Raw genomic sequence first — 18,350 nt, forward strand, 5'->3', positions numbered from 1 at the left:
TCAGTTACTCATCCAGTAGTTCGTAAAGTATTTTCTTGACTAACTTTGGTTCAAAAGGCTTATCACATAAGGCGTTAACTCCTGCACTAAAGACATTACTTAAGTGAGTTTCATTGGCTTCAGACGATACCATTAGGATCGGGATATGTGATTGATGACTTTGATTGCGGATATATTGGGTTAATGCCAGTCCGTCTACTGAGGGCATGTTGTAGTCGGTTATCACTAAATCATACATATTATCTTGCATTAGGCTGATGGCTTGTTCACCGTCGACCGCTTCGGTGATCAGTTGCATCCCTAAGTTGCCTATGGTGCGTTTGATGACATTGCGCGCCATACGGCTATCGTCGACCACTAACACCCTGATGTTATGCACATCAAAATGGCTTAAATCTAGCTCGTCGTGGCTAAGTAAATCAATGGTTGAATTAAGCGCCGTCGCTAAATGTTCGGCATTAAATGGCTTAGGCAAAATAGCGACAACGCCTGACTGCCTAAATATGTCGAGTTGTTCACGTCGACACTCACTGGAAACGAGCATAAATTGAATGTCATTTAATGCTGGGGTGCTGTTGATGTACTGCAGTAGTTCAGTTGCTTCACCATCGACAAAATGCAGCGCGCTAGCAATTAGGTCGGGTTTATGGCGTTGGATAATCTCTTTGGCTTCGGTAATCGTTGCGGCAGTTTGAATACTGGTCACACCCTCTTGCTGAAGACGAGTAATAATAATTTTGCGTTGAGTCTCTGAAGGTTCAAGTAATAGGATGGATAACTCACTCGGGGATAAACTGGTCATATTTTACGTTCCAAAAATATATTTATTATTATATTTATTATTATTCTAATGTAGCATTTATGGGTAATTTATACCCTCAAAATACTTTAAGGAGGACAATCAAACCTGAGTAATATCGTCTTATATTTATGTTTGTATTTACTTTTTAATAAGATAGTCTCGAGTCACATTCGACAGCCCTACCCACCATTGAAATACCACTAGGCTCAACAGTAATAACCATAGAGGGATCAGTGGAATGTTATAACCTTGAAAGACAAGTTTTACGTCATCAGGGGTGATTTGATAGGCAATCACCGCTGTCGTTGTCATGGCGGCAAGCCCGAGTGTTTGTAAGCTGACATAGCTGAGTAACAATATCTTTGTCCATGCCGCACGTTGCACTATACCGATTAACATCGGGATCACGCCCAGTGTTAATAAATCAAATGCTTGAAAGGTTATCGCCCGCCAAATTGCAATAAGGGTGAGTACAACATACAGTGAGATGAGGAGCATGACTCTAATTGGCATACGTGGGGCAGTGTTTTGGTTCATATTAGTCATCGAGTGGGACAATTTGAGGTAGAATATCGCACAAAATAGAGTGATGGGTACATTTAGATGACAGAAACACATTTTTGGGCGCTAGTGACCCGTGATCATGCTGAGCAGTCTTCTGCTGAACTCGAGCTGCGTTTACGCCAACAATTACAAACGTTAGACGATGAAGCGCTCAAATCATTCGATAAAATGTTAGGCCAACAGTTACGTCGTAGTTACTTATGGTCAGTCTGGGGCGCGGCATACATTGTTACTGGTTGCGATTCTGATTATGGCTTTGCTGAATTTAGGTGTTTTGTATTATCACTAGGTCAACAATGGTATGAAAAAATACTGGTTAATCCTGATAGTTTGGGTGAGCTTGAACAGTGGCCTCTAGTGGATCATTATGCCTATCCGTTTGTGGAAGATTATGACCTAATCCCAGGGCAGATTTATGAAGACCGCACGGGTCATGAATTACCGTTTGTCCCTTCAGGACAAAACTCGCCTGTAGGCAAAAAGTTTAGTACCAAACCTAAAGTGATGCGCCAAACCTATCCATTACTGAGTGCACGGTTTCCTTTTTAGTCATATGAGTTCCATGAAACGCTAATTATGGGACTATTAAGTGTTGGTTCAGCTTGAGAGGGCTATAGTTAATGTATAAAGATGATAGTACTTATCGCTAACATTTATGTTAATCATCAAAATGCGTATTGCAGCATGACAAAAAGTTGTTCTAACGGGGTGTAACTATCAAGATCACGGCTTAAATAAGTTGTAATGAAAGCATTTTAAGTCCTTTGGAGGTGTATTATGAATGTAAAATACTTACTGCTTGCTTCGGCATTGATGTGTCCAGTTGCGATGGCAGAAGACGTGCCAGAACCTAATCCGGTTACCGAAGTGGGTGTGGTTAAAATTGAATGGCAAAACCCAAAAGATTTCCGTGATATTAAAACCTCAAATGAACTCCAATCACGATTCGAAACCCGTTTATTTGAAACCTTAACCAAAAATATCAACAAACAAGCGCAAAAAATCTTAAAGCCGGATCAGAAACTTGACATGAAAGTGACTGATTTTGATTTAGCAGGAGATATGCGGCCTACTTTTAGCGCCGCACCAGGTGATTTGCGTATAGTAAAAGATCTTTATCCACCACGCGCAACATTCAGCTACACCATTACCGAGAAGGGTAACGTCGTTATCGCTGGTGATGAAAAAATTACCGACATGAGTTTTATGCACAACACGCGTCGTTTCAATAACAGCCCCTTTCAATATGAAACCACCTTGTTTACCGATTGGTTACAAAAGAGTGTTGCGCCAAAACTATAAACCTTGGCTATTGAGCACTAAGTACGGCAAATATACAGACAAAGGTGGGTTAACATACGTGTTGCCTGTTTTTTATTAAGGCTTGAATTTCATCTTTAGTGGTTTGATGAGACATTGCTGATAGCCAATTAGTTTGGCCATTGATTGTCGTCAATGATGTTAGTAAAAGCATGGCGAGAAAAGTCAAACAAGGAAGGTTGCTCCTGCATGAGGCTCAGCAGGAGCATAAAGATTATTTGGACAGTTTAAACACTTGCAGCGTTTGCAATAAGGTTGCAAGTTTTTTGACAAAGGCTTCGAGTGTTTCTGGTGCCACATGAGTGCTATTTTGCATGGCATCAAATTCTGCTACCAACTCTTGGACATAGGGTAAGAAGCGGTTGCTACTTTCTGTAAAACCTTGATCTTCTGCGAAAATCGCCACAAACTTACCGTGACCGGCCTTTCGTAACTCGTCTAGCCGAGCATCTGAATCAATGGCTTGTCTATAGGCTATTTGCAGGTTTTCTTTTATCTGTAGAAAAACATTTGTGTACGACATAGTTGCCTCATAGTGCATGTGCAAAGAATAACGTTAATTATAAGGAGCTGCTATGCCGGCAACAAGCAAAAGTCCGCTTATTTTCAATATCAGTTTGATTTATCATCGCTTACCGCGAGATTGCTACGCTTTAGCCGCGCTTATGCTGTGGTTCATGTCGGCACCAGCAGCTGCGTTGGATTCTCCGGTATTTTATAAGATTGACTATCAACAACAGCAAGCGTACTTACTGGGCTCAATTCATATTGGCCGCCAAGATTTTTATCCTTTGGCGCAGCATATTGAGTCAGCATTTAGGCAATCGGATGCGCTAGTGGTTGAAGCGGACATCAGCCAAGGGGATACCGGCGCGCTATTGCAGCAATACGGCGGTTTGTCTGCCGATATTGCTGCAGATGTTAATGCTAGCAGAAGTGTTTTTTGCCAAAGTAATCAGACCCTGTGCCAGGCATTATCACCGTATGCACCTTGGCTGCAGTCGGCGCAAATTAGTATGGGCCGTTTTGCTCAGTTAGGTTACAGTCCAGAGCAAGGCGTCGACGCTTATTTTATGGCAAATCGTCATGATAAAGCCTTGGTTGAGCTAGAAAGTATTCAGTTTCAATTTGAATTAATTTCGTCATTTTCAACGGCGACTCAGTTGCAAATGCTCGACGATTCGATTAACGCTAGCGATGGTGAAATGCTTGATTTAATTTATGCTTGGCGACAAGGGGATGACAGTGCGCTGGCGACTATTATGGAATCACAACCAGGCGATGCTGATGAATTACTCGAAAAGTTGCTGTGGCAACGTAATCACACCATGACGCAAAAAATCATCCAGTTGTTACAACATAAAACCCACAAGCAATTATTTATTGTGGTTGGCGCCGGACATATTGTCGGTCAACAAGCCATTCCTGACTTACTAAAACAACAAGGTGCAACGGTCACTCGTTGTAGCTTGTTACAATGCTAATGTCGTTGTCGCGAGGTAATATTTCAACCCCATTAGCTCAAAATAATTAGCTCAAAACAGTTAGCTGAAACAATTAGCTCATGGTGATGCCGCTTGGCCAGTAAAGTGCCGGGAAATAGTGTGTTAGTTAAGTCAATATAGGCCTTAACGACACGCTGATTTAAATGAATTAAGTAATTAGCGGTTTAGCAACACCAAGACTCTAAGGTATAATGATCCACTAACCGTTTTGCAGCACATGTTTTTTGCTGCCAATTAAGGGTACAACATTGTGAGTCACGACTACACTATCGAATTAAAAGCGATGCCTTCGCTTTTGTCTTTGTATCGCAAAATCCTGTTTGGACGTAAACCGGGATGGGACCAACAACCGCTTCCCAATATTTATGTGCAAGCACAGAATGTGGTGTTGTCTCAAGATAAAACTCGCCAATATGCTGCCGTGTGTGGTTTTGAATACGATGGAGTGCTGTTGCCGCCAACGTATTTGTATGTCTGGGCATTTCGTTTACATGCGATGATCTTTACCCATAAAGCAGTTACATTTCCGTTACTTGGAATGATCCACTTAAAAAATAGTATCCGTATATTACGCCCGGTGCGAGTCGATGAAACATTGACAGTACAGTGTGAGCTCACTGCAAGTCGCACTACCGATGCAGGACTTGAGTTTGAGCTGGCGTCAAAGGTGTTTGTCGGTGAAGAGTTGGTATGGCAAGCATTATCAACTTATTTATATCGTATTGAGTCGACAGGGCGCCGCGCTCGCCCCCCAAAAGTCTCTGAGATGGCATGGGAAAACGTACAGCAATGGCGGTTAACTGATGACTTAGGTCGTCGTTATGCTAAAGCTTCTGGCGATTATAACTTAATCCATTTACACCCTTTGTTGTCAAAACGCTTTGGTTTTGAGCGAGTGTTGGCCCATGGTATGTGGTCTAAAGCGCGTGCGTTATCTCAGTTAATGACCTTTATTGGCGAGAGACCTTTTCAGGTTGATGTTGAATTTAAATTGCCGGTGTTTATGCCGTCGGATGTAACGTTTGCATTTGAAAGTATTGAGAACGGTAAACGTTTTGAAATGCGTGACGTCAAAGGTCGTCGATCGCATTTGCAGGGTAAAGTCACCTATTTATAAGCTGATAAACCTCAAATAGAGGGGATTAAGCGTAAGTGGTTATCAAATAACGATGATAAAAAAGCTCAGGTTAATTCCTGAGCTTTTTTTATGGCAGACTTAAGGTACCGAGTGGCCCATTGCCGCTTGCCAAATACTAAACCATTGTTGGCGGTCTAGCTGAATGTTAGCTGAATTTACCGCGCTGGTTATACGTTCTAGATTGCCACTGCCGATAATGGGAGCAGGGCGACTCGGATGCATACGAACCCAGGCGTAAATGACTTGGCTAATGTCTTGTGCGCCAACTTGCTGAGCAATATCGCGCAAAGTATTGCGAATTCGAAGTGCTTGAGGCGTGTTTGCTGAAAAGATCTCCCCACCGCCCAAGCAAGACCATGCCATTGGGGTTATGCGGTGTTGTTGACACTGATCAAGTACCCCATCATGCAAGCTTTGCATGGTTAAAGGCGATATTTCTACCTGATTGGTAATCAACGGAGCGTTGAGGCGTGATTGCAATAAATCAAATTGGCTGGTGGTAAAGTTAGACACACCAAAATGACTGACTTTACCTTGCGTATGCAATTGCTCAAAAGCTGCTGCAATCTCGTCTGCATTCATCAATGGATCAGGGCGATGGATGAGTAATACATCTAAGTGATCGGTTGTTAACTCGGTGAGTGAATTTTCTACACTTTTAATGATATGCGCTTTACTGGTGTCGTAATGATTAACATAACGGCCATCATAACCATCAAACGCTGGCTTAATACCGCACTTACTGATCAGCTGCATTTGCTGACGTAATGATGGTTTTAGGGTTAAAGCTTCACCAAACAGCGTTTCACATTGGTATATGCCGTATATATCGGCATGGTCCATACAGGTTACACCAAGCTCAAGATAATGTTCAATTAAGGCAAGTCGTTGCTGTGGTGACATATTCCAAGCATCAATACGCCAAAATCCGCCAATGAAATCTGAAAAGGTAAAGGTAGGTTGGCTCATAGTTTACTGTTTAACCTCAGCTCGGGATAATAAACGCTTATCAAACCGTTCTTTGCCCTGCTATCTGCGTTGCATTGACTTGCAATAGTCCGCTATTGGCGCAGTGACTAATACGTGTGGGCGCCTTGTTAGCAAAACAAATGGCAAGTTTGATGTGAAATGGATGAACTACGCTGATTTCTAACTATTTACCTCATCTCTTAACCTGAGTTGAGGCTATTTAATCATTGTTGAATCGCACTATAACAAAATGTATGACTAAATCAGACTGCATATGGATCTTGCTGATTTAGCCATAATTAACTTGGCAGCGAGTTACTTTTGATAAATATGCACATCGCGTTGTGGGAAGGGAATGCTAATACCTTCGGCATCAAAGCGTATTTTTACTTCGCGAGTGATGTCCCAGTAAACTTCCCAGTAATCATCGGGGGTAACCCAAGGCCTTACAATAAAGTCGACTGACGATTCGCCCAATGTGTGTAGTTTAACCATCGGTTCTGGATGCGCTTGTACTTTTGGATGTTGCTCGACAATACTTTTTAAAATGGTTTCAGCATGCTCAACATTGTCGCTGTAACTAATGCCAAAAGTCATGTCGACCCTGCGTTGATGCTCGGCGGTAATATTATTGATGGTGTCGCCCCAGATTTTATTATTAGGCACAATAAGCCGTTGATTATCTAATGTTTTAATTGTGGTTGATACTAAGCTCATGTGGCTGACGCGACCTGTGACATTAGCGGCATTGATTAAGTCACCAACATCAAATGGGCGATAAATTAAGATCATCATGCCAGAGGCGAAGTTTGACAATGTGTCTTGCAGTGCAAACCCGATAATCACCCCCGCAATACCAAAACCAGCGAGCAAGGGCCCAAGCTCAAACCCAAGCTGTGATAAGGCAATTAACAACCCTACAGCAAACACCACTTTACTGGACAGCGAGATAAAGAACTCTTGCAGCAATTGACTAAACTGTAATTTAGATGCTCGCACCGTTTTAGCGATAATTTTGGTGACAATTTTGGCCACTAGACTGGCCACAAATAGAATGAATAGAAAAACTACAATTTTAAACGTTAAACTGGGGCCATTATTAATCGTTTGATCTTTTATCACTTTAGCCCAACCTTGTAGCAAGTTAGATGCGACGCTAAAATTCAATACATCCTGGGTAATATCACCTGACACGCTAAACAATGTTTGTTTAAATTGCGCCACATCTTGGCCTAATGTTTCCAGTATTGCCGCTGAAACCGCTAAGGTAGAGCTGCTGTGCTCCAAGCGCTCTTTTAACGCCATCACATTGGCCTTTTGTTCGGGCGTAATGTCGACTCCAGCACTTGATGCTTCGGCAACGGATTTTTGTAATTTATGTTGAGTGTAATGCACCAAACTGTCGAATTGGTCGGCCCGTTCGAGCATAAATTCAGTCAATTTCTGCAGTTGAATACTGACATCCATATCCAGCGTTTCTGCCCATTGCAGTGTGGTTAGTTGCGCCTTAAGGTAATGGTCGCGTTCAAATTCACGTTGTGAAATAGCTAAGATAATTTTACTGTCATCTTCTTGGCTCACGCCAAGACGCATAGCCATAATTTGGTCGTCTAAGTAAGTCTCGACTTTCTCTAAAAAGGCCATTTGGCTTTGCACTAAGGCTACTAGGTATTGTTGGTCTGCGTCTGGTGCAGCAATTAACTGACCAATTTTGTCGTGTAATTCAGATGATTTATCGTTAATACGATACTCAGTAAATGCACGCTGTTCACCTTTTGTCTGCAGCAATAATAGGCTTTCTTGCTCGATAGTTTGTTGTAAGCGGCTTATTTTATCTTGAGTATTGGTTAGCTGACTCACGGCGACAATTGGAACCACGACATCTTGTTCAGCACGAAGAGATGGCGACGTAAACATTGCCAAGGTGAATAATAACGAAAGTAAAATCCGTAGCATATACCCGTGATCATTGAAAATGCTTGATTTTGTCCCAAATGGGATCATCATAGCCCCATGAAACAAATTACACTCTCGCCAGAACAAAAAGTAGCATTGGAAACTCGACATAAAAGCTCGAGTGATAGGCGTGAGTGTGATCGCATTAAAGCCATTTTACTACGCGATGAAAATTGGCCAACGCCAATGATTGCCCAAGCGTTACGTATTCACGAAACGACCGTAGTTCGATACATTGATGCCTATGCTCACGACCAAAAACTCACGTGTAATAGTGGCGGCTCCTTAAGTTATCTGAGTCAAGAGCAAACTGAACTATTGATTGCACACCTGTGTGAGGTGACCTACTTGCATAGCCATCAAATAGTCGCTTATATCTCAGAACAATTTCAGATTAAGTACACAGTGTCAGGCCTCAATAAATGGCTGCATAAACATCAGTTCAGCTATAAAAACCCTAAAGGGGTTCCTCACAAATTTGATGAAGACAAACAAACGGCTTTCATTGAATATTATGAGCAACTAAAATCCTCGTTAACCCCTGATGAACCGTTATTATTTATGGATGCGGTTCATCCGACCCAAGCCACAAAAATCACCGCTGGCTGGATAAAAAAAGGCGTTGATAAACCGATAGAAACGACGGGAAGCCGAACCCGTATTAACGTGGTTGGTGCAATCCGACTTGGTCACTTAACAGAAGCGGTCATTGAGCAATATAGCAAAACGGTTAACGGTGCATCCATCATCGATTTTTTAAACCAAATTAGAGCGCGTTACTCAACAAGTGGTGTTATCCATTTGGTGCTTGATGGCGCTGGATACCATCGAAATGCCTTAGTGGTTAAAGAGGCTAAAAATCTGAATATAACATTGCATTACCTGCCGCCTTATAGTCCAAATTTAAACCCAATAGAACGATTGTGGAAGGTGATGAATAAACATGCGAGGAATGGGCAATACTTCGCAACGACAAAAGAATTCCGACGAAAAATCACTGACTTTTTTAGCATCACCCTCCCCGATATTGCCGATACACTCGGTGATACAATTAATGATAACTTTCAGAAATTAAAAACTGCAGTTTGAATTCACTTGAGTATATAAGGTCGTCCTTTGACGCTGAGTTTTGCATATAATAGTCGAAAATTCCTGTTGGAGCCAAGTACAGTAATGGGTCGGTTAATTTGTTATACTTGCCGCCATTATTGAACCGAGGGAATTCTCATGTCGCTGCAATGTGCTCATTGCTATAAATCTTTTTCAATTGCGAAAGTGACTGGCAGTCGCGGCAAAGGTTTGTCGGTAGAAGTGCAATGTCCGCACTGTTTGGCTTGGCTTGGGCATAATAAATTACTGGCAATTGCCAAAATAGTGGGGTTTTATGGTGGCGTAATCTCAGCCGCAGTAGGTTATTTTGTTGAGGGTGTTGGATTTATCACCACGCCATTGATTATTTTGGCCGTTATCATGGTTGGTATCTCGCACGTTATGGACCATTTACTGCTGATTGAAGCCCCTGAAAATGATCCAAATCTAGCGCCTACTGTTAAATAAAAGCGTTATTTAACCTCAATAACTTGGCTTTCGAGTGATGCTTCAACGTAGTAAATCCCGCCTAGCACGACCGTTGCAACAATAAGCATCACTAAAATAACCCCGATGTTTTGACGAATAAATTGTGGCATGGTGTTTGTCCTGTAATGGTGATGTTTTACACATGCTTTATGGTATGAGTAATAGCTTAAGCATATCTTAAAAATAACGCTTTAGTTACTCATTATAGTCGTTAATGTTATATGTTAATTATGACCATAGTGAATATGTCACATGAATTGTCACAATCTAAAGGTTGCTTTTCGGCGACGGTCTTTTACACTTGGGCTCACTTTTATTAACCTGATGGAGTTGTGCTGGTGAGTTCCCGCATCAAAATAAGACGAACTATCGCAATCTGGCTTAGTGCCATCTTGATTGTGTTGTCTATTGCGGCGTCTGCGCACTCAGTAAAACATCTCGATGACGGCGTACAAAATCATTGTACTTTGTGTTTTCATCAGCATCAGCTTAATAAAACGCTTCACTCTTCTCCTTTTGTGTTTGCCATTATTAAGCAAACGTTCGAGCGTCAGCAATATACGCTGCCTTTTTTATTCAGTGTATTCCAATCTTACTACCACAGCCGTGCCCCTCCCGCATCTCGTTAGTCCAACATTGTAATTAATTAATTTCCGTTATCTGCTGGTTTATTTTAAACCCAGGTAGGCGGCTACTTGTTGTATTTTGGAGATATTATGTCTGCGTTAAACACACGTGTTTCGTTACTGGCACTGGCTTGTGCTGTGAGTTCTTATTCTGCAATGGCAGAAAATTCTAGTCTAACTAATCCTAGTATTAGTGCGGTACTCGATGGTTATTATCAAACCGGCGATCGACCATTGGCTGAACGTGCCGAAGGTTTTGGTTTAGGCGAAACTGAATTGGCCTTAAGCGCCAATATTGATGAGATGTTTTACGGTAAAGTAACTGCAGTGGTTGAGTCTCATGATGGCGAAACAGAGCTCAATTTAGAAGAAGCCTTTATCCAAACGTTAGCTATGCCATACGGTTTATCGGTTCGTGCGGGTCGTTTCTTATCGGATATTGGTTACTTAAATAACCAACATTTACATACAGATGCATTTTCGGAACGTCCTGCCGCATATCGTGCATTTTTAGGTGGTCATTATTTTGATGATGGTATTCGTTTAAACTATGTTGCCCCAACGGATCTTTACTGGACCATGGGTGTTGAAGCATTTAAAGGTGAAAGCCTACGCGCTACAGATGAACACGGTGAGCGTGATTTTGATGATGTTGGCGTTTATACCGCCTTAACCAAGATCGGTGGCGATATCGGCATTGAAAGTTCTTGGCTGCTAGGCTTGAGTTACCTTCGCAATCAAAATGGTCAAGCTTATGCAGAGGATGAGCATGAAGATGCCGTGGTTGATGAAGAAGGACACACTGAACATAGCCATAGTGCGTCATATACAGGTGAAAACACCTATATTGCAGACTTTGTCTATAAGTGGGCACCCAATGGCAATTACAAGTACCAAAATTTAACCTTGAGTGGTGAATATTTTAGAGTGACTGATATTTTTGCTGCAGAGCCAGGGCATATCCTTGATGCTGATGATGAGGAGATAAATTCTGATGATTACCATCAAGGTTGGTATGTAAGCAGTGTGTATCAATTCTCGCCAAGTTGGTCTGCTGGTGTTCGTTATGGCCAAATTGATACTTATGAGAATCACGAAGATCACCTAGAACCACAGAAATTAAAAGAGTCTGAAGTGAGCCTTGCTTGGCATAGTAGTCATTTTTCTACCGTGCGCTTGCAATACACTCATCAGACTGGGACCAATTTCGATGGTTTTGAAGATGATAATATCCTTACTCTACAATATGTTATGTCATTAGGAGCTCACGGTGCGCATCAATTCTAAATTGCTTTTAGCAGTGACTTCAATGTCGTTGCTGTTTACCGCGACAGCCAAAGCGGAACTTAACGTGTTTGCTTGTGAACCTGAATATGCAGCATTAGCGCAAACCTTAGCACCTGATGCGAGAGTCTATTCGGCGACCACAGCGATGCAAGACCCACATCAAGTGCAAGCACGACCTAGCTTGATTGCCAAAATGCGCCAAGCTGATTTGGTCGTCTGTGCTGGGGCTGATTTAGAAATCGGTTGGTTGCCTATGCTACAAATGAAGTCTGCTAATCCGAAGGTTAACTCAACGGATAAAGGACTGTTTTTTGCGGCCGACCAAATTGATACCCTTGATAAGTTAGCCAGCGTTGATCGTTCAATGGGCGATGTGCATGCAAAGGGCAATCCCCATTTGCATTTAGATCCCGAGCGGATGTTGACGGTTGCACAAGCGCTGAGTGCTAAGCTCGCTGAAGTCGATCCTGATAATGCCAGTCGTTATACCCAGTCATTGAGCGACTTTAGTCAACGTTGGCAAGCTAAAATACCCCAATGGCAACAGCAAGCTAAAAACTTAGCCGGTAAAAAGGTCATTGCGTACCATTCTAGCTTTCGTTATCTATTTAATTGGATCGGCATTGAACAAGTGGCCGACCTTGAACCTAAACCCGGTTTAGCGCCGACCAGCAGTCATTTAGCTAAATTACTCACCCGCGCTGAAAAAGGTGATGTGATGGCAGTGATCGTGGCGTCATACCAAGATGAGCGGGGGGCTAAATGGTTAGGTGAACGTGCCAATCTGCCGGTCTTGGTGTTGCCTATTTCTGTGGGGGGCAACGATCAAAGTACCGACTTAATTAGCCTCTATGACAGCTTGCTTACATTATTGAATGGAGTGAAATAACACTATGTTTGATGTTGAGTTACTGTCTATTCTATTGCCTGCGTTAGTGGCAGGACTATTAGTGTTATCAACCCATGTGTTGTTAGGTCAGCAAGTGCTCAAGCGTGGCATTATCTTCATCGATTTGGCTATCGCTCAAGTTGCTGCGTTGGGCGCAATCGTATCGCACATGGATCATAGAGTAGAAGCGTTACCGTTTGCTCATGTGTGGATGCCAGCCTTGTTTGCATTAGCCGGTGCAGGCGTTATCGCTTGGATGGCAAAGCATTTAGTTGGTGAGCTTGAAGCCTTTATTGGTTGCTTTTATGTACTGAGCGCAGTGGCGGCAATGTTGCTACTCGCCAATGATCCTCATGGTGCTGAGTTACTCAAGCAGTTAATGTCTGGTCAAATCTTGTGGGTCAGTTGGTCTCAGTTAGTGTTACCAGCCATGGTTTCAGCGGCTATAATTGGGATTATTATCGTTAAACCACGGGTGTTAGATGGCGGCGGTTTTTACTTTTTATTTGCATTAGTGATTACCTTGTCGGTAGAGTTAGTCGGCGTGTATTTAGTGTTTAGCACGTTAATTTTACCCGCGTTGGCATTAAACAAATATCAAGGTAAAACCAAGCTTGCTTGGGCTTATGGGGTCGGAGTTGTTGGTTATATTGCTGGGCTTGTATTGTCTGCTAGTTATGATTTACCCAGTGGTGCAGCCATTGTTGCGACATTAGCGTTAAGCGCATTGTTGTTTAGAACCTTTCTGAAATTGCGCTCATCGACAGCGGTTGGTCAACCTGCTAATAGCTAATAGCTAACCTGTCATATAAACGAGGTTATTCTGCCCCACATCACAGGGGCAGAGTATTTCAGCTTACATATGTAAACAAAACGTTGAGTCCCTAGACTGGCGTCGTTATACTGTCGCCAATTTTATTGCAGGAGTATGTTGTGCTGCTTATCGCTCGTTTAATTATTCTCGCCGTGCTGTTATTTTTAGCCTTTGTATTTGCAATTGTTATTTGCCTTTTTCGGCCAATGCATCGCGACAATGTACATCTGGTTGCCCGTTTTTTTGGTTCGGTTGCACCGGTATTAGGTATTAAGGTCATTAGACGTGCTCATCCAGTCAGTGCAACATCGCAACCGTGTATTTATTTAGCCAATCATCAAAATAATTTTGATTTATTTACTCATACGTCAGTTGTGCCTAAAGGGACTGTCAGCTTAGGTAAAAAGAGCTTGGTGTGGGTACCCTTATTCGGGCAAATTTATTGGCTATCAGGCAATATCCTTATCGATCGTAACAATCGTCATAGTGCATTTGATACTATGGCTAAAACCGTTGATAAAATGAAGAATAAACTCCTGTCAGTGTGGATATTTCCTGAAGGGACTCGTTCACGTGGTCGTGGATTATTACCATTTAAAGTCGGCGCATTCTATACTGCTGTTGCGGCTCAGGCGACGATAGTGCCAGTATTGGCTTCTTGTCAGAACCACATTAAGCTTAATCGTTGGAACAACGGCGTGGTGATTGTAGAAATGCTTGAGCCGATTGCAACGACAGGCTTAAGCAAGAGTGATGTGAAAGCGTTAAGCGCTAAGGTGCATCAAGTGATGTCAGCGCGTTCGGTTGAATTAAACAAAGAAGCCAAAGCATTAACGCTGCAAGCGAGAGCATAACACGGTTATCGGTCGCCAAAGATCGGCCATAAGCTCGCAACTTGTGTCAGTTTGGGTATAATTGACTAAATTTTTTACCAGTCTTATTTACGGAGTAATCCATGTCTGTTGAGCGTCAGTTAAAAGAACAATTTGCTGAAAATCTCGAAATTGTTGATGCCTTACTTGCTGATGGTTCAGAGCCTGATGCGGAATATACTATTGAGCATCATTTTTCGGCGACTAATTTTGATCGCCTAGAAAAAGCCGCTGTTGATGCCTTTAAGCTTGGTTTTGAAGTGAACGATGCAGAAGAAATGGAACTTGACGATGGCTCAGTTATTTTCTGTTTTGACGCCATTGCCAAGCATAAGTTAGAGGTTCCATTACTGGATAAAGCCTGTGAACAGTTGATTCTATTAGCGGCCAAGCAAAAAGTGGATTATGACGGTTGGGGCACTTTCTTTGTCGGTGATGATGAAGATGAAGACGACGATGAAGACGATGACGATGAAGTAGATGATAAATTTCATTAACAAATCGATTATTTAATAAGATAAAAAAACGCCCATCAATGATGAGCGTTTTTTTTTGGTTATAGGCTATCGTTGATAGGCGATTATTTATAGATAATACTTTTATTACGGCCTTGTTGCTTAGCGACATATAGGGCTTTATCAGCACCAGATAACCAGTTTGAGCTACTGTCTATTGCTGAGTCTAAATCGTTAATCCCTAAACTTACCGTCACTTTTATAAGCCGATTTTCGAATGTCACTTCAGACGCTTCAATGCGTTTTCGTAAACGTTCGGTAAAGTTCAGGGCATCTTCTGCTGTCGTTTTAGATAACACCACCCCAAATTCTTCACCGCCATAACGGCCAGCACAGTCTGTTTCACGTAACGCTTGCGTTAACAAATAGGCAATATGTTGGATCACTTTGTCACCGGCAGGGTGACCATATTCATCGTTAATACGCTTAAAATTATCGATATCAATCATCACCAATGACGCCGCATCACCGTAGCGTGAATAACGATCGAATTCTTTTTCCATGCAGCTTTGCCAATGGCGACGATTATACAATTGGGTTAACCCGTCGATTTGGCTGAGTTGTTCAAGTTGCTCGTTGGCTGATTTTAGTTGCAGTTTGTTGACCGCAATGTCTGTTACATCATAGACAATAATGCTGATATGAGTGATTTGGCCGGTTAATGACGCTAATGGTAATAAGGTAATGTTTTGAAACATAAAATCGGCTCGACCCGTTACTGGACGATAGTTTTTAAATTGGAATACATAGGGACGTTGTTCCCAACTAATAAACGTACGATTTTTAAGTAAAAAAACCGATTCCATTTTTTGTTTTAACCAACTGGCCGGTAAACCTGGAAACTTTTCAAAGAGATTATCACCTTTAATCGAATTGGGTGACACGCCACTGTGGTTTTCCATAAAACCGTTCCAAAGTTGGATGTTATAGTCGCGATCGAGCACCACTAAACCCACCTCGATGGTTTGTACCATATCGATTAGCCAGTGGAGTTCGTTCATCGCACTTTGGTCATTTGACATAAAAAGTATCCAAGGTTAATCGAGTAAATAGCCAAGCTTGTAGTTTAGCGTTGGAATTGAATCCTCAGTAAACAGCAGCAGAAGATCACATTCAATATTGTAATCTTCTATCCGATATTTGATTTCCATCGCCAGTGTTCGTTGCCATTTGTCTGAGTTGTCGTGAATGAGCTCATTGACACTACAGTGTCGGCCAAGTACGACCGGATGTGACTGACTGAATTTCATATCGAGTTGTTCAGAAATGCCATTTAAAAAGGCCCCAATGAGCACATTGCCGGTGTCCATCATCACTTCAATTTCAGTATTAATGTCTTCTGGATTCTCTAATCCCATTAGCTTGGCCATATCTTCAAAGCTTGAGTCATGGAACAGTAGCAGTGCTTCGCCCGCAATTCCTGCGCCAATAAAGCCTTGGCATAGGCCTGAGACGGTTGAATTTCGTTCTGTGGCTTTTAAGGCCATGGTCAATTCACTGACTTCAAGCACATTAACGTTAGGGATAGGTAATACAACAAATACATCAAGAAGCTTAGCGAGTAAGTCTGCTGCTCTGCCCATCGCGACGTTGGCTATTTCTTGGCATGCATCACGCATATCCACTTTCATCATTGGAGTGTCGTTAGCTTTATTGCCCTGGGTAAGGGTTAAAATACCGTACTCTTGAAGAATATGACTGATAGCCTCTGCACTCACGGGTTTTTGAATGAAGTCCAGAGCACCTAAGGCTTTGACCCGTTCGTGAGCCTTAATTTGAATATCACCTGAGACCACAATAATTAATGCAGGTAAATCTTGTTGTTGTACCGCTTGCAGAACTTCGTAGCCATCCATAACCGGCATATTGAGGTCAAGAAAGACAATCTCACCTTTACCTGCGCGAATAACATCAAGGCCTTCTGCGCCATTGGTAGCGTAGCTGATCTCGACATCCCAATCTTTGGGGAGTGTTCTTGCCATTTGTTTTCTAGCGAGTGCTGAATCGTCGCATATTAATATTGGGATGGTCATTGTTGCTGGTTTTCCTTCTTTCGCCTTAATAAAAGAAACTCATGAATGACCCACGAGTGTACAGGCGGGCAGATTATTATAAGAATTTAATACAGCGATTTTAATCTATTGGCGCATTATACGTATTTGCTAATAATATTGGTAACTTAGTTTTAACATTTGCTCGATTGGGTATCATGTTAAATGCTGTATTTCAGCGCCTAACTGCAACTAGGTTGGACTGATTTTATCGTCGGTACATGAGCATACAAGGCTTTATATACCCAAGCCACTCCAACATGCGCGTTTCAGTGCTCCCGTAGGATAACTGAATCAGGCAGTGATTGAAGAGAATGGTTACTGCCTTTTTAATATCACTATTCCTAGGTTCTAGGTCGCTACGCTACTAGGAACTCGCAAGCTCGCCAGAGGGCGGTGCTTCGCTCCTTCTAGGTGCTAGGTTTTAGGTCCTAGGATCTAGAAGCGTAGCGTCCTCGAAGACCGCAGGTCGTCCTAGCAGCCGTAGGCGCCCTATTCCTAGACCCTTGAACTCGGTCACTGGATAACATTTTACTCAAAAAAACCTGGTAATATTTTGACCTGCATCGATTATTGGTCATGTTATTACTATTCGACAGAGAGTACAGATATGTTAGTCTAAAAACTGGACTGACCAGTAAAAGGATGTTTCATGGAACGAGAGTTAATTAAATTCACGGTAGATAATGGTATTGCACATGTTTGCTTGAATCGACCCACTAAGATTAACGCGCTCAATGTTGAGATGTTTACCGCGATTGATAAGGTCATTAAACAGATCCGTGCTAACAAGCAGATTAATGCGGTGATTTTATCCGGCGCCGATGGGAACTTTTGCTCTGGTCTTGATGTGAAAAGTGTGGCTAATTCCCCCACTAATGTACTGAAACTATTATTCAAGTGGTTGCCTGGTAATGCAAACTTAGCACAGCGCGTGTCTTTGGGCTGGCAACGTTTACCTATTCCGGTTATCGCGGTATTAGAGGGTTGTTGTTATGGCGGCGGAACTCAAATTGCCTTGGGCGCCGATATCCGTATTGCGACGCCAAACTGTCAGTTGTCGATAATGGAAGCAAAGTGGGGACTGGTGCCAGATATGGCAGGTCTGGTGGCGTTAAGACAAATAATGCCGAAAGATAAAGCATTAATGTTGACCTATACCGCGGATATTTTAACGGCTGAGCAAGCACTCGATCTAGGCTTGGTGACTCAAATAAGTGACAACGCTTATGAGTGTGCGACCTTGTTAGCGCAAAAAATCATGCTTACTTCACCCGATGCGAACGCTGCGATCAAACGCAGTATTAATCAAAGTTGGACGGCTTCTGTGCGCAGTTTATTAGCGCGAGAGTCGCTGAGTCAAATTCGGTTATTATTGGATAAAAATCGAGTGATAGCAGCGATAAGACAAACCAAAAATCCTGACAAAGCCTATCGCGCCCGCCAATCTTGGTGGTAGCAGAG

General features: G+C 42.4%; 21 protein-coding genes. 13 read left to right on the top strand and 8 right to left on the bottom strand.

Annotated elements, in window-relative coordinates; genetic code table 11:
• Nucleotides 1-4: 4 nt before the first annotated feature.
• On the bottom strand, nucleotides 5-802 hold the full coding sequence (locus EGC80_RS07490) for a response regulator (RefSeq protein WP_124012551.1): 798 nt from the start codon (nucleotides 800-802) through the stop codon (nucleotides 5-7).
• 138 nt (nucleotides 803-940) lie between these two features.
• Nucleotides 941-1,339, bottom strand: coding sequence for a hypothetical protein (locus EGC80_RS07495; protein WP_232772135.1), 399 nt, complete (start codon nucleotides 1,337-1,339; stop codon nucleotides 941-943).
• Nucleotides 1,340-1,405: 66 nt separating this feature from the next.
• Between EGC80_RS07495 and EGC80_RS07500 the strand changes: the two genes are divergently transcribed.
• Together EGC80_RS07500 and EGC80_RS07505 are read left to right on the top strand one after the other, a co-directional pair.
• Nucleotides 1,406-1,915, top strand: coding sequence for a DUF4240 domain-containing protein (locus tag EGC80_RS07500; RefSeq protein ID WP_124012550.1), 510 nt, complete (start codon nucleotides 1,406-1,408; stop codon nucleotides 1,913-1,915).
• A gap of 228 nt (nucleotides 1,916-2,143) precedes the next feature.
• Entirely contained in the window at nucleotides 2,144-2,668 is a 525-nt protein-coding gene (locus EGC80_RS07505) for a DUF3016 domain-containing protein (protein WP_124012549.1), read from the top strand.
• A 232-nt stretch (nucleotides 2,669-2,900) separates the two neighbouring features.
• On the opposite strand, the gene EGC80_RS07510 is transcribed toward EGC80_RS07505, so the two are convergent.
• On the bottom strand, nucleotides 2,901-3,209 hold the full coding sequence (locus EGC80_RS07510; protein WP_101033996.1) for a prephenate dehydrogenase: 309 nt from the start codon (nucleotides 3,207-3,209) through the stop codon (nucleotides 2,901-2,903).
• Nucleotides 3,210-3,261: 52 nt separating this feature from the next.
• Here EGC80_RS07510 and EGC80_RS07515 point away from each other — a divergent pair, with 52 nt between their 5' ends.
• Both EGC80_RS07515 and EGC80_RS07520 read left to right on the top strand, forming a co-directional pair.
• Nucleotides 3,262-4,170 carry a TraB/GumN family protein gene (locus EGC80_RS07515; protein ID WP_124012548.1) on the top strand — a complete coding sequence of 303 codons (909 nt, stop codon included), beginning with the start codon at nucleotides 3,262-3,264 and terminating at the stop codon, nucleotides 4,168-4,170.
• Between the two features lie 304 nt (nucleotides 4,171-4,474).
• The gene (locus EGC80_RS07520) at nucleotides 4,475-5,308 is read left to right on the top strand and encodes a MaoC family dehydratase (RefSeq protein WP_198554835.1); all 834 of its coding nucleotides are present in this window, start codon (nucleotides 4,475-4,477) and stop codon (nucleotides 5,306-5,308) included.
• 99 nt (nucleotides 5,309-5,407) lie between these two features.
• Here EGC80_RS07520 and EGC80_RS07525 read toward each other — a convergent pair whose 3' ends face one another.
• A complete protein-coding gene (locus tag EGC80_RS07525) occupies nucleotides 5,408-6,298 on the bottom strand; it encodes an aldo/keto reductase (RefSeq protein ID WP_124012547.1) in 891 nt (296 codons plus the stop codon).
• A 315-nt stretch (nucleotides 6,299-6,613) separates the two neighbouring features.
• Nucleotides 6,614-8,254, bottom strand: a complete 1,641-nt coding sequence (locus tag EGC80_RS07530) for a mechanosensitive ion channel family protein (protein ID WP_124012546.1) — start codon at nucleotides 8,252-8,254, stop codon at nucleotides 6,614-6,616.
• 57 nt (nucleotides 8,255-8,311) lie between these two features.
• Here EGC80_RS07530 and EGC80_RS07535 point away from each other — a divergent pair, with 57 nt between their 5' ends.
• Together EGC80_RS07535 and EGC80_RS07540 are read left to right on the top strand one after the other, a co-directional pair.
• Nucleotides 8,312-9,343 (top strand): IS630 family transposase, encoded by a 1,032-nt coding sequence (locus EGC80_RS07535; RefSeq protein WP_124012054.1) that lies wholly within the window; start codon nucleotides 8,312-8,314, stop codon nucleotides 9,341-9,343.
• A gap of 138 nt (nucleotides 9,344-9,481) precedes the next feature.
• Nucleotides 9,482-9,811, top strand: coding sequence for a hypothetical protein (locus tag EGC80_RS07540; RefSeq protein ID WP_198554782.1), 330 nt, complete (start codon nucleotides 9,482-9,484; stop codon nucleotides 9,809-9,811).
• Nucleotides 9,812-9,816: 5 nt separating this feature from the next.
• Here EGC80_RS07540 and EGC80_RS22825 read toward each other — a convergent pair whose 3' ends face one another.
• Nucleotides 9,817-9,942: a hypothetical protein gene (locus EGC80_RS22825; RefSeq protein WP_267898634.1), complete on the bottom strand. Its 126-nt coding sequence runs from the start codon at nucleotides 9,940-9,942 to the stop codon at nucleotides 9,817-9,819.
• Between the two features lie 228 nt (nucleotides 9,943-10,170).
• Between EGC80_RS22825 and EGC80_RS07545 the strand changes: the two genes are divergently transcribed.
• The 6 genes from EGC80_RS07545 (at nucleotide 10,171) to rraB (ending at nucleotide 14,817) form a co-directional block, all read left to right on the top strand.
• Complete coding sequence (locus EGC80_RS07545) at nucleotides 10,171-10,461, top strand: ABC-type zinc uptake system zinc chaperone (RefSeq protein ID WP_124012545.1); 291 nt, start codon at nucleotides 10,171-10,173, stop codon at nucleotides 10,459-10,461.
• Between the two features lie 87 nt (nucleotides 10,462-10,548).
• On the top strand, nucleotides 10,549-11,745 hold the full coding sequence (locus EGC80_RS07550; protein ID WP_124012544.1) for a porin family protein: 1,197 nt from the start codon (nucleotides 10,549-10,551) through the stop codon (nucleotides 11,743-11,745).
• On the top strand, nucleotides 11,729-12,634 hold the full coding sequence (locus EGC80_RS07555; protein WP_164839436.1) for a metal ABC transporter solute-binding protein, Zn/Mn family: 906 nt from the start codon (nucleotides 11,729-11,731) through the stop codon (nucleotides 12,632-12,634). Before EGC80_RS07550 ends, EGC80_RS07555 begins: the two co-directional genes overlap by 17 nt.
• Before the next feature lie 4 nt (nucleotides 12,635-12,638).
• A complete protein-coding gene (locus tag EGC80_RS07560) occupies nucleotides 12,639-13,427 on the top strand; it encodes a metal ABC transporter permease (protein ID WP_124012543.1) in 789 nt (262 codons plus the stop codon).
• 140 nt (nucleotides 13,428-13,567) lie between these two features.
• Nucleotides 13,568-14,302: a 1-acylglycerol-3-phosphate O-acyltransferase gene (locus EGC80_RS07565; protein WP_101034004.1), complete on the top strand. Its 735-nt coding sequence runs from the start codon at nucleotides 13,568-13,570 to the stop codon at nucleotides 14,300-14,302.
• Between the two features lie 101 nt (nucleotides 14,303-14,403).
• A complete protein-coding gene (rraB, locus tag EGC80_RS07570; RefSeq protein WP_124012542.1) occupies nucleotides 14,404-14,817 on the top strand; it encodes a ribonuclease E inhibitor RraB in 414 nt (137 codons plus the stop codon).
• Between the two features lie 83 nt (nucleotides 14,818-14,900).
• Here the strand turns inward: rraB and EGC80_RS07575 are convergent, their stop codons facing one another.
• On the bottom strand, nucleotides 14,901-15,857 hold the full coding sequence (locus EGC80_RS07575; protein ID WP_124012541.1) for a GGDEF domain-containing protein: 957 nt from the start codon (nucleotides 15,855-15,857) through the stop codon (nucleotides 14,901-14,903).
• A 15-nt stretch (nucleotides 15,858-15,872) separates the two neighbouring features.
• A complete protein-coding gene (locus EGC80_RS07580) occupies nucleotides 15,873-16,868 on the bottom strand; it encodes a response regulator (protein WP_101034007.1) in 996 nt (331 codons plus the stop codon).
• A 670-nt stretch (nucleotides 16,869-17,538) separates the two neighbouring features.
• On the opposite strand from EGC80_RS07580, the gene EGC80_RS07585 reads away from it, so the two are divergent.
• Nucleotides 17,539-18,345 carry a crotonase/enoyl-CoA hydratase family protein gene (locus tag EGC80_RS07585; protein WP_124012540.1) on the top strand — a complete coding sequence of 269 codons (807 nt, stop codon included), beginning with the start codon at nucleotides 17,539-17,541 and terminating at the stop codon, nucleotides 18,343-18,345.
• The last annotated feature ends 5 nt before the right edge of the window (nucleotides 18,346-18,350 follow it).

Source organism: Shewanella psychromarinicola, assembly GCF_003855155.1.
GTDB classification, from domain to species: domain Bacteria; phylum Pseudomonadota; class Gammaproteobacteria; order Enterobacterales; family Shewanellaceae; genus Shewanella; species Shewanella psychromarinicola.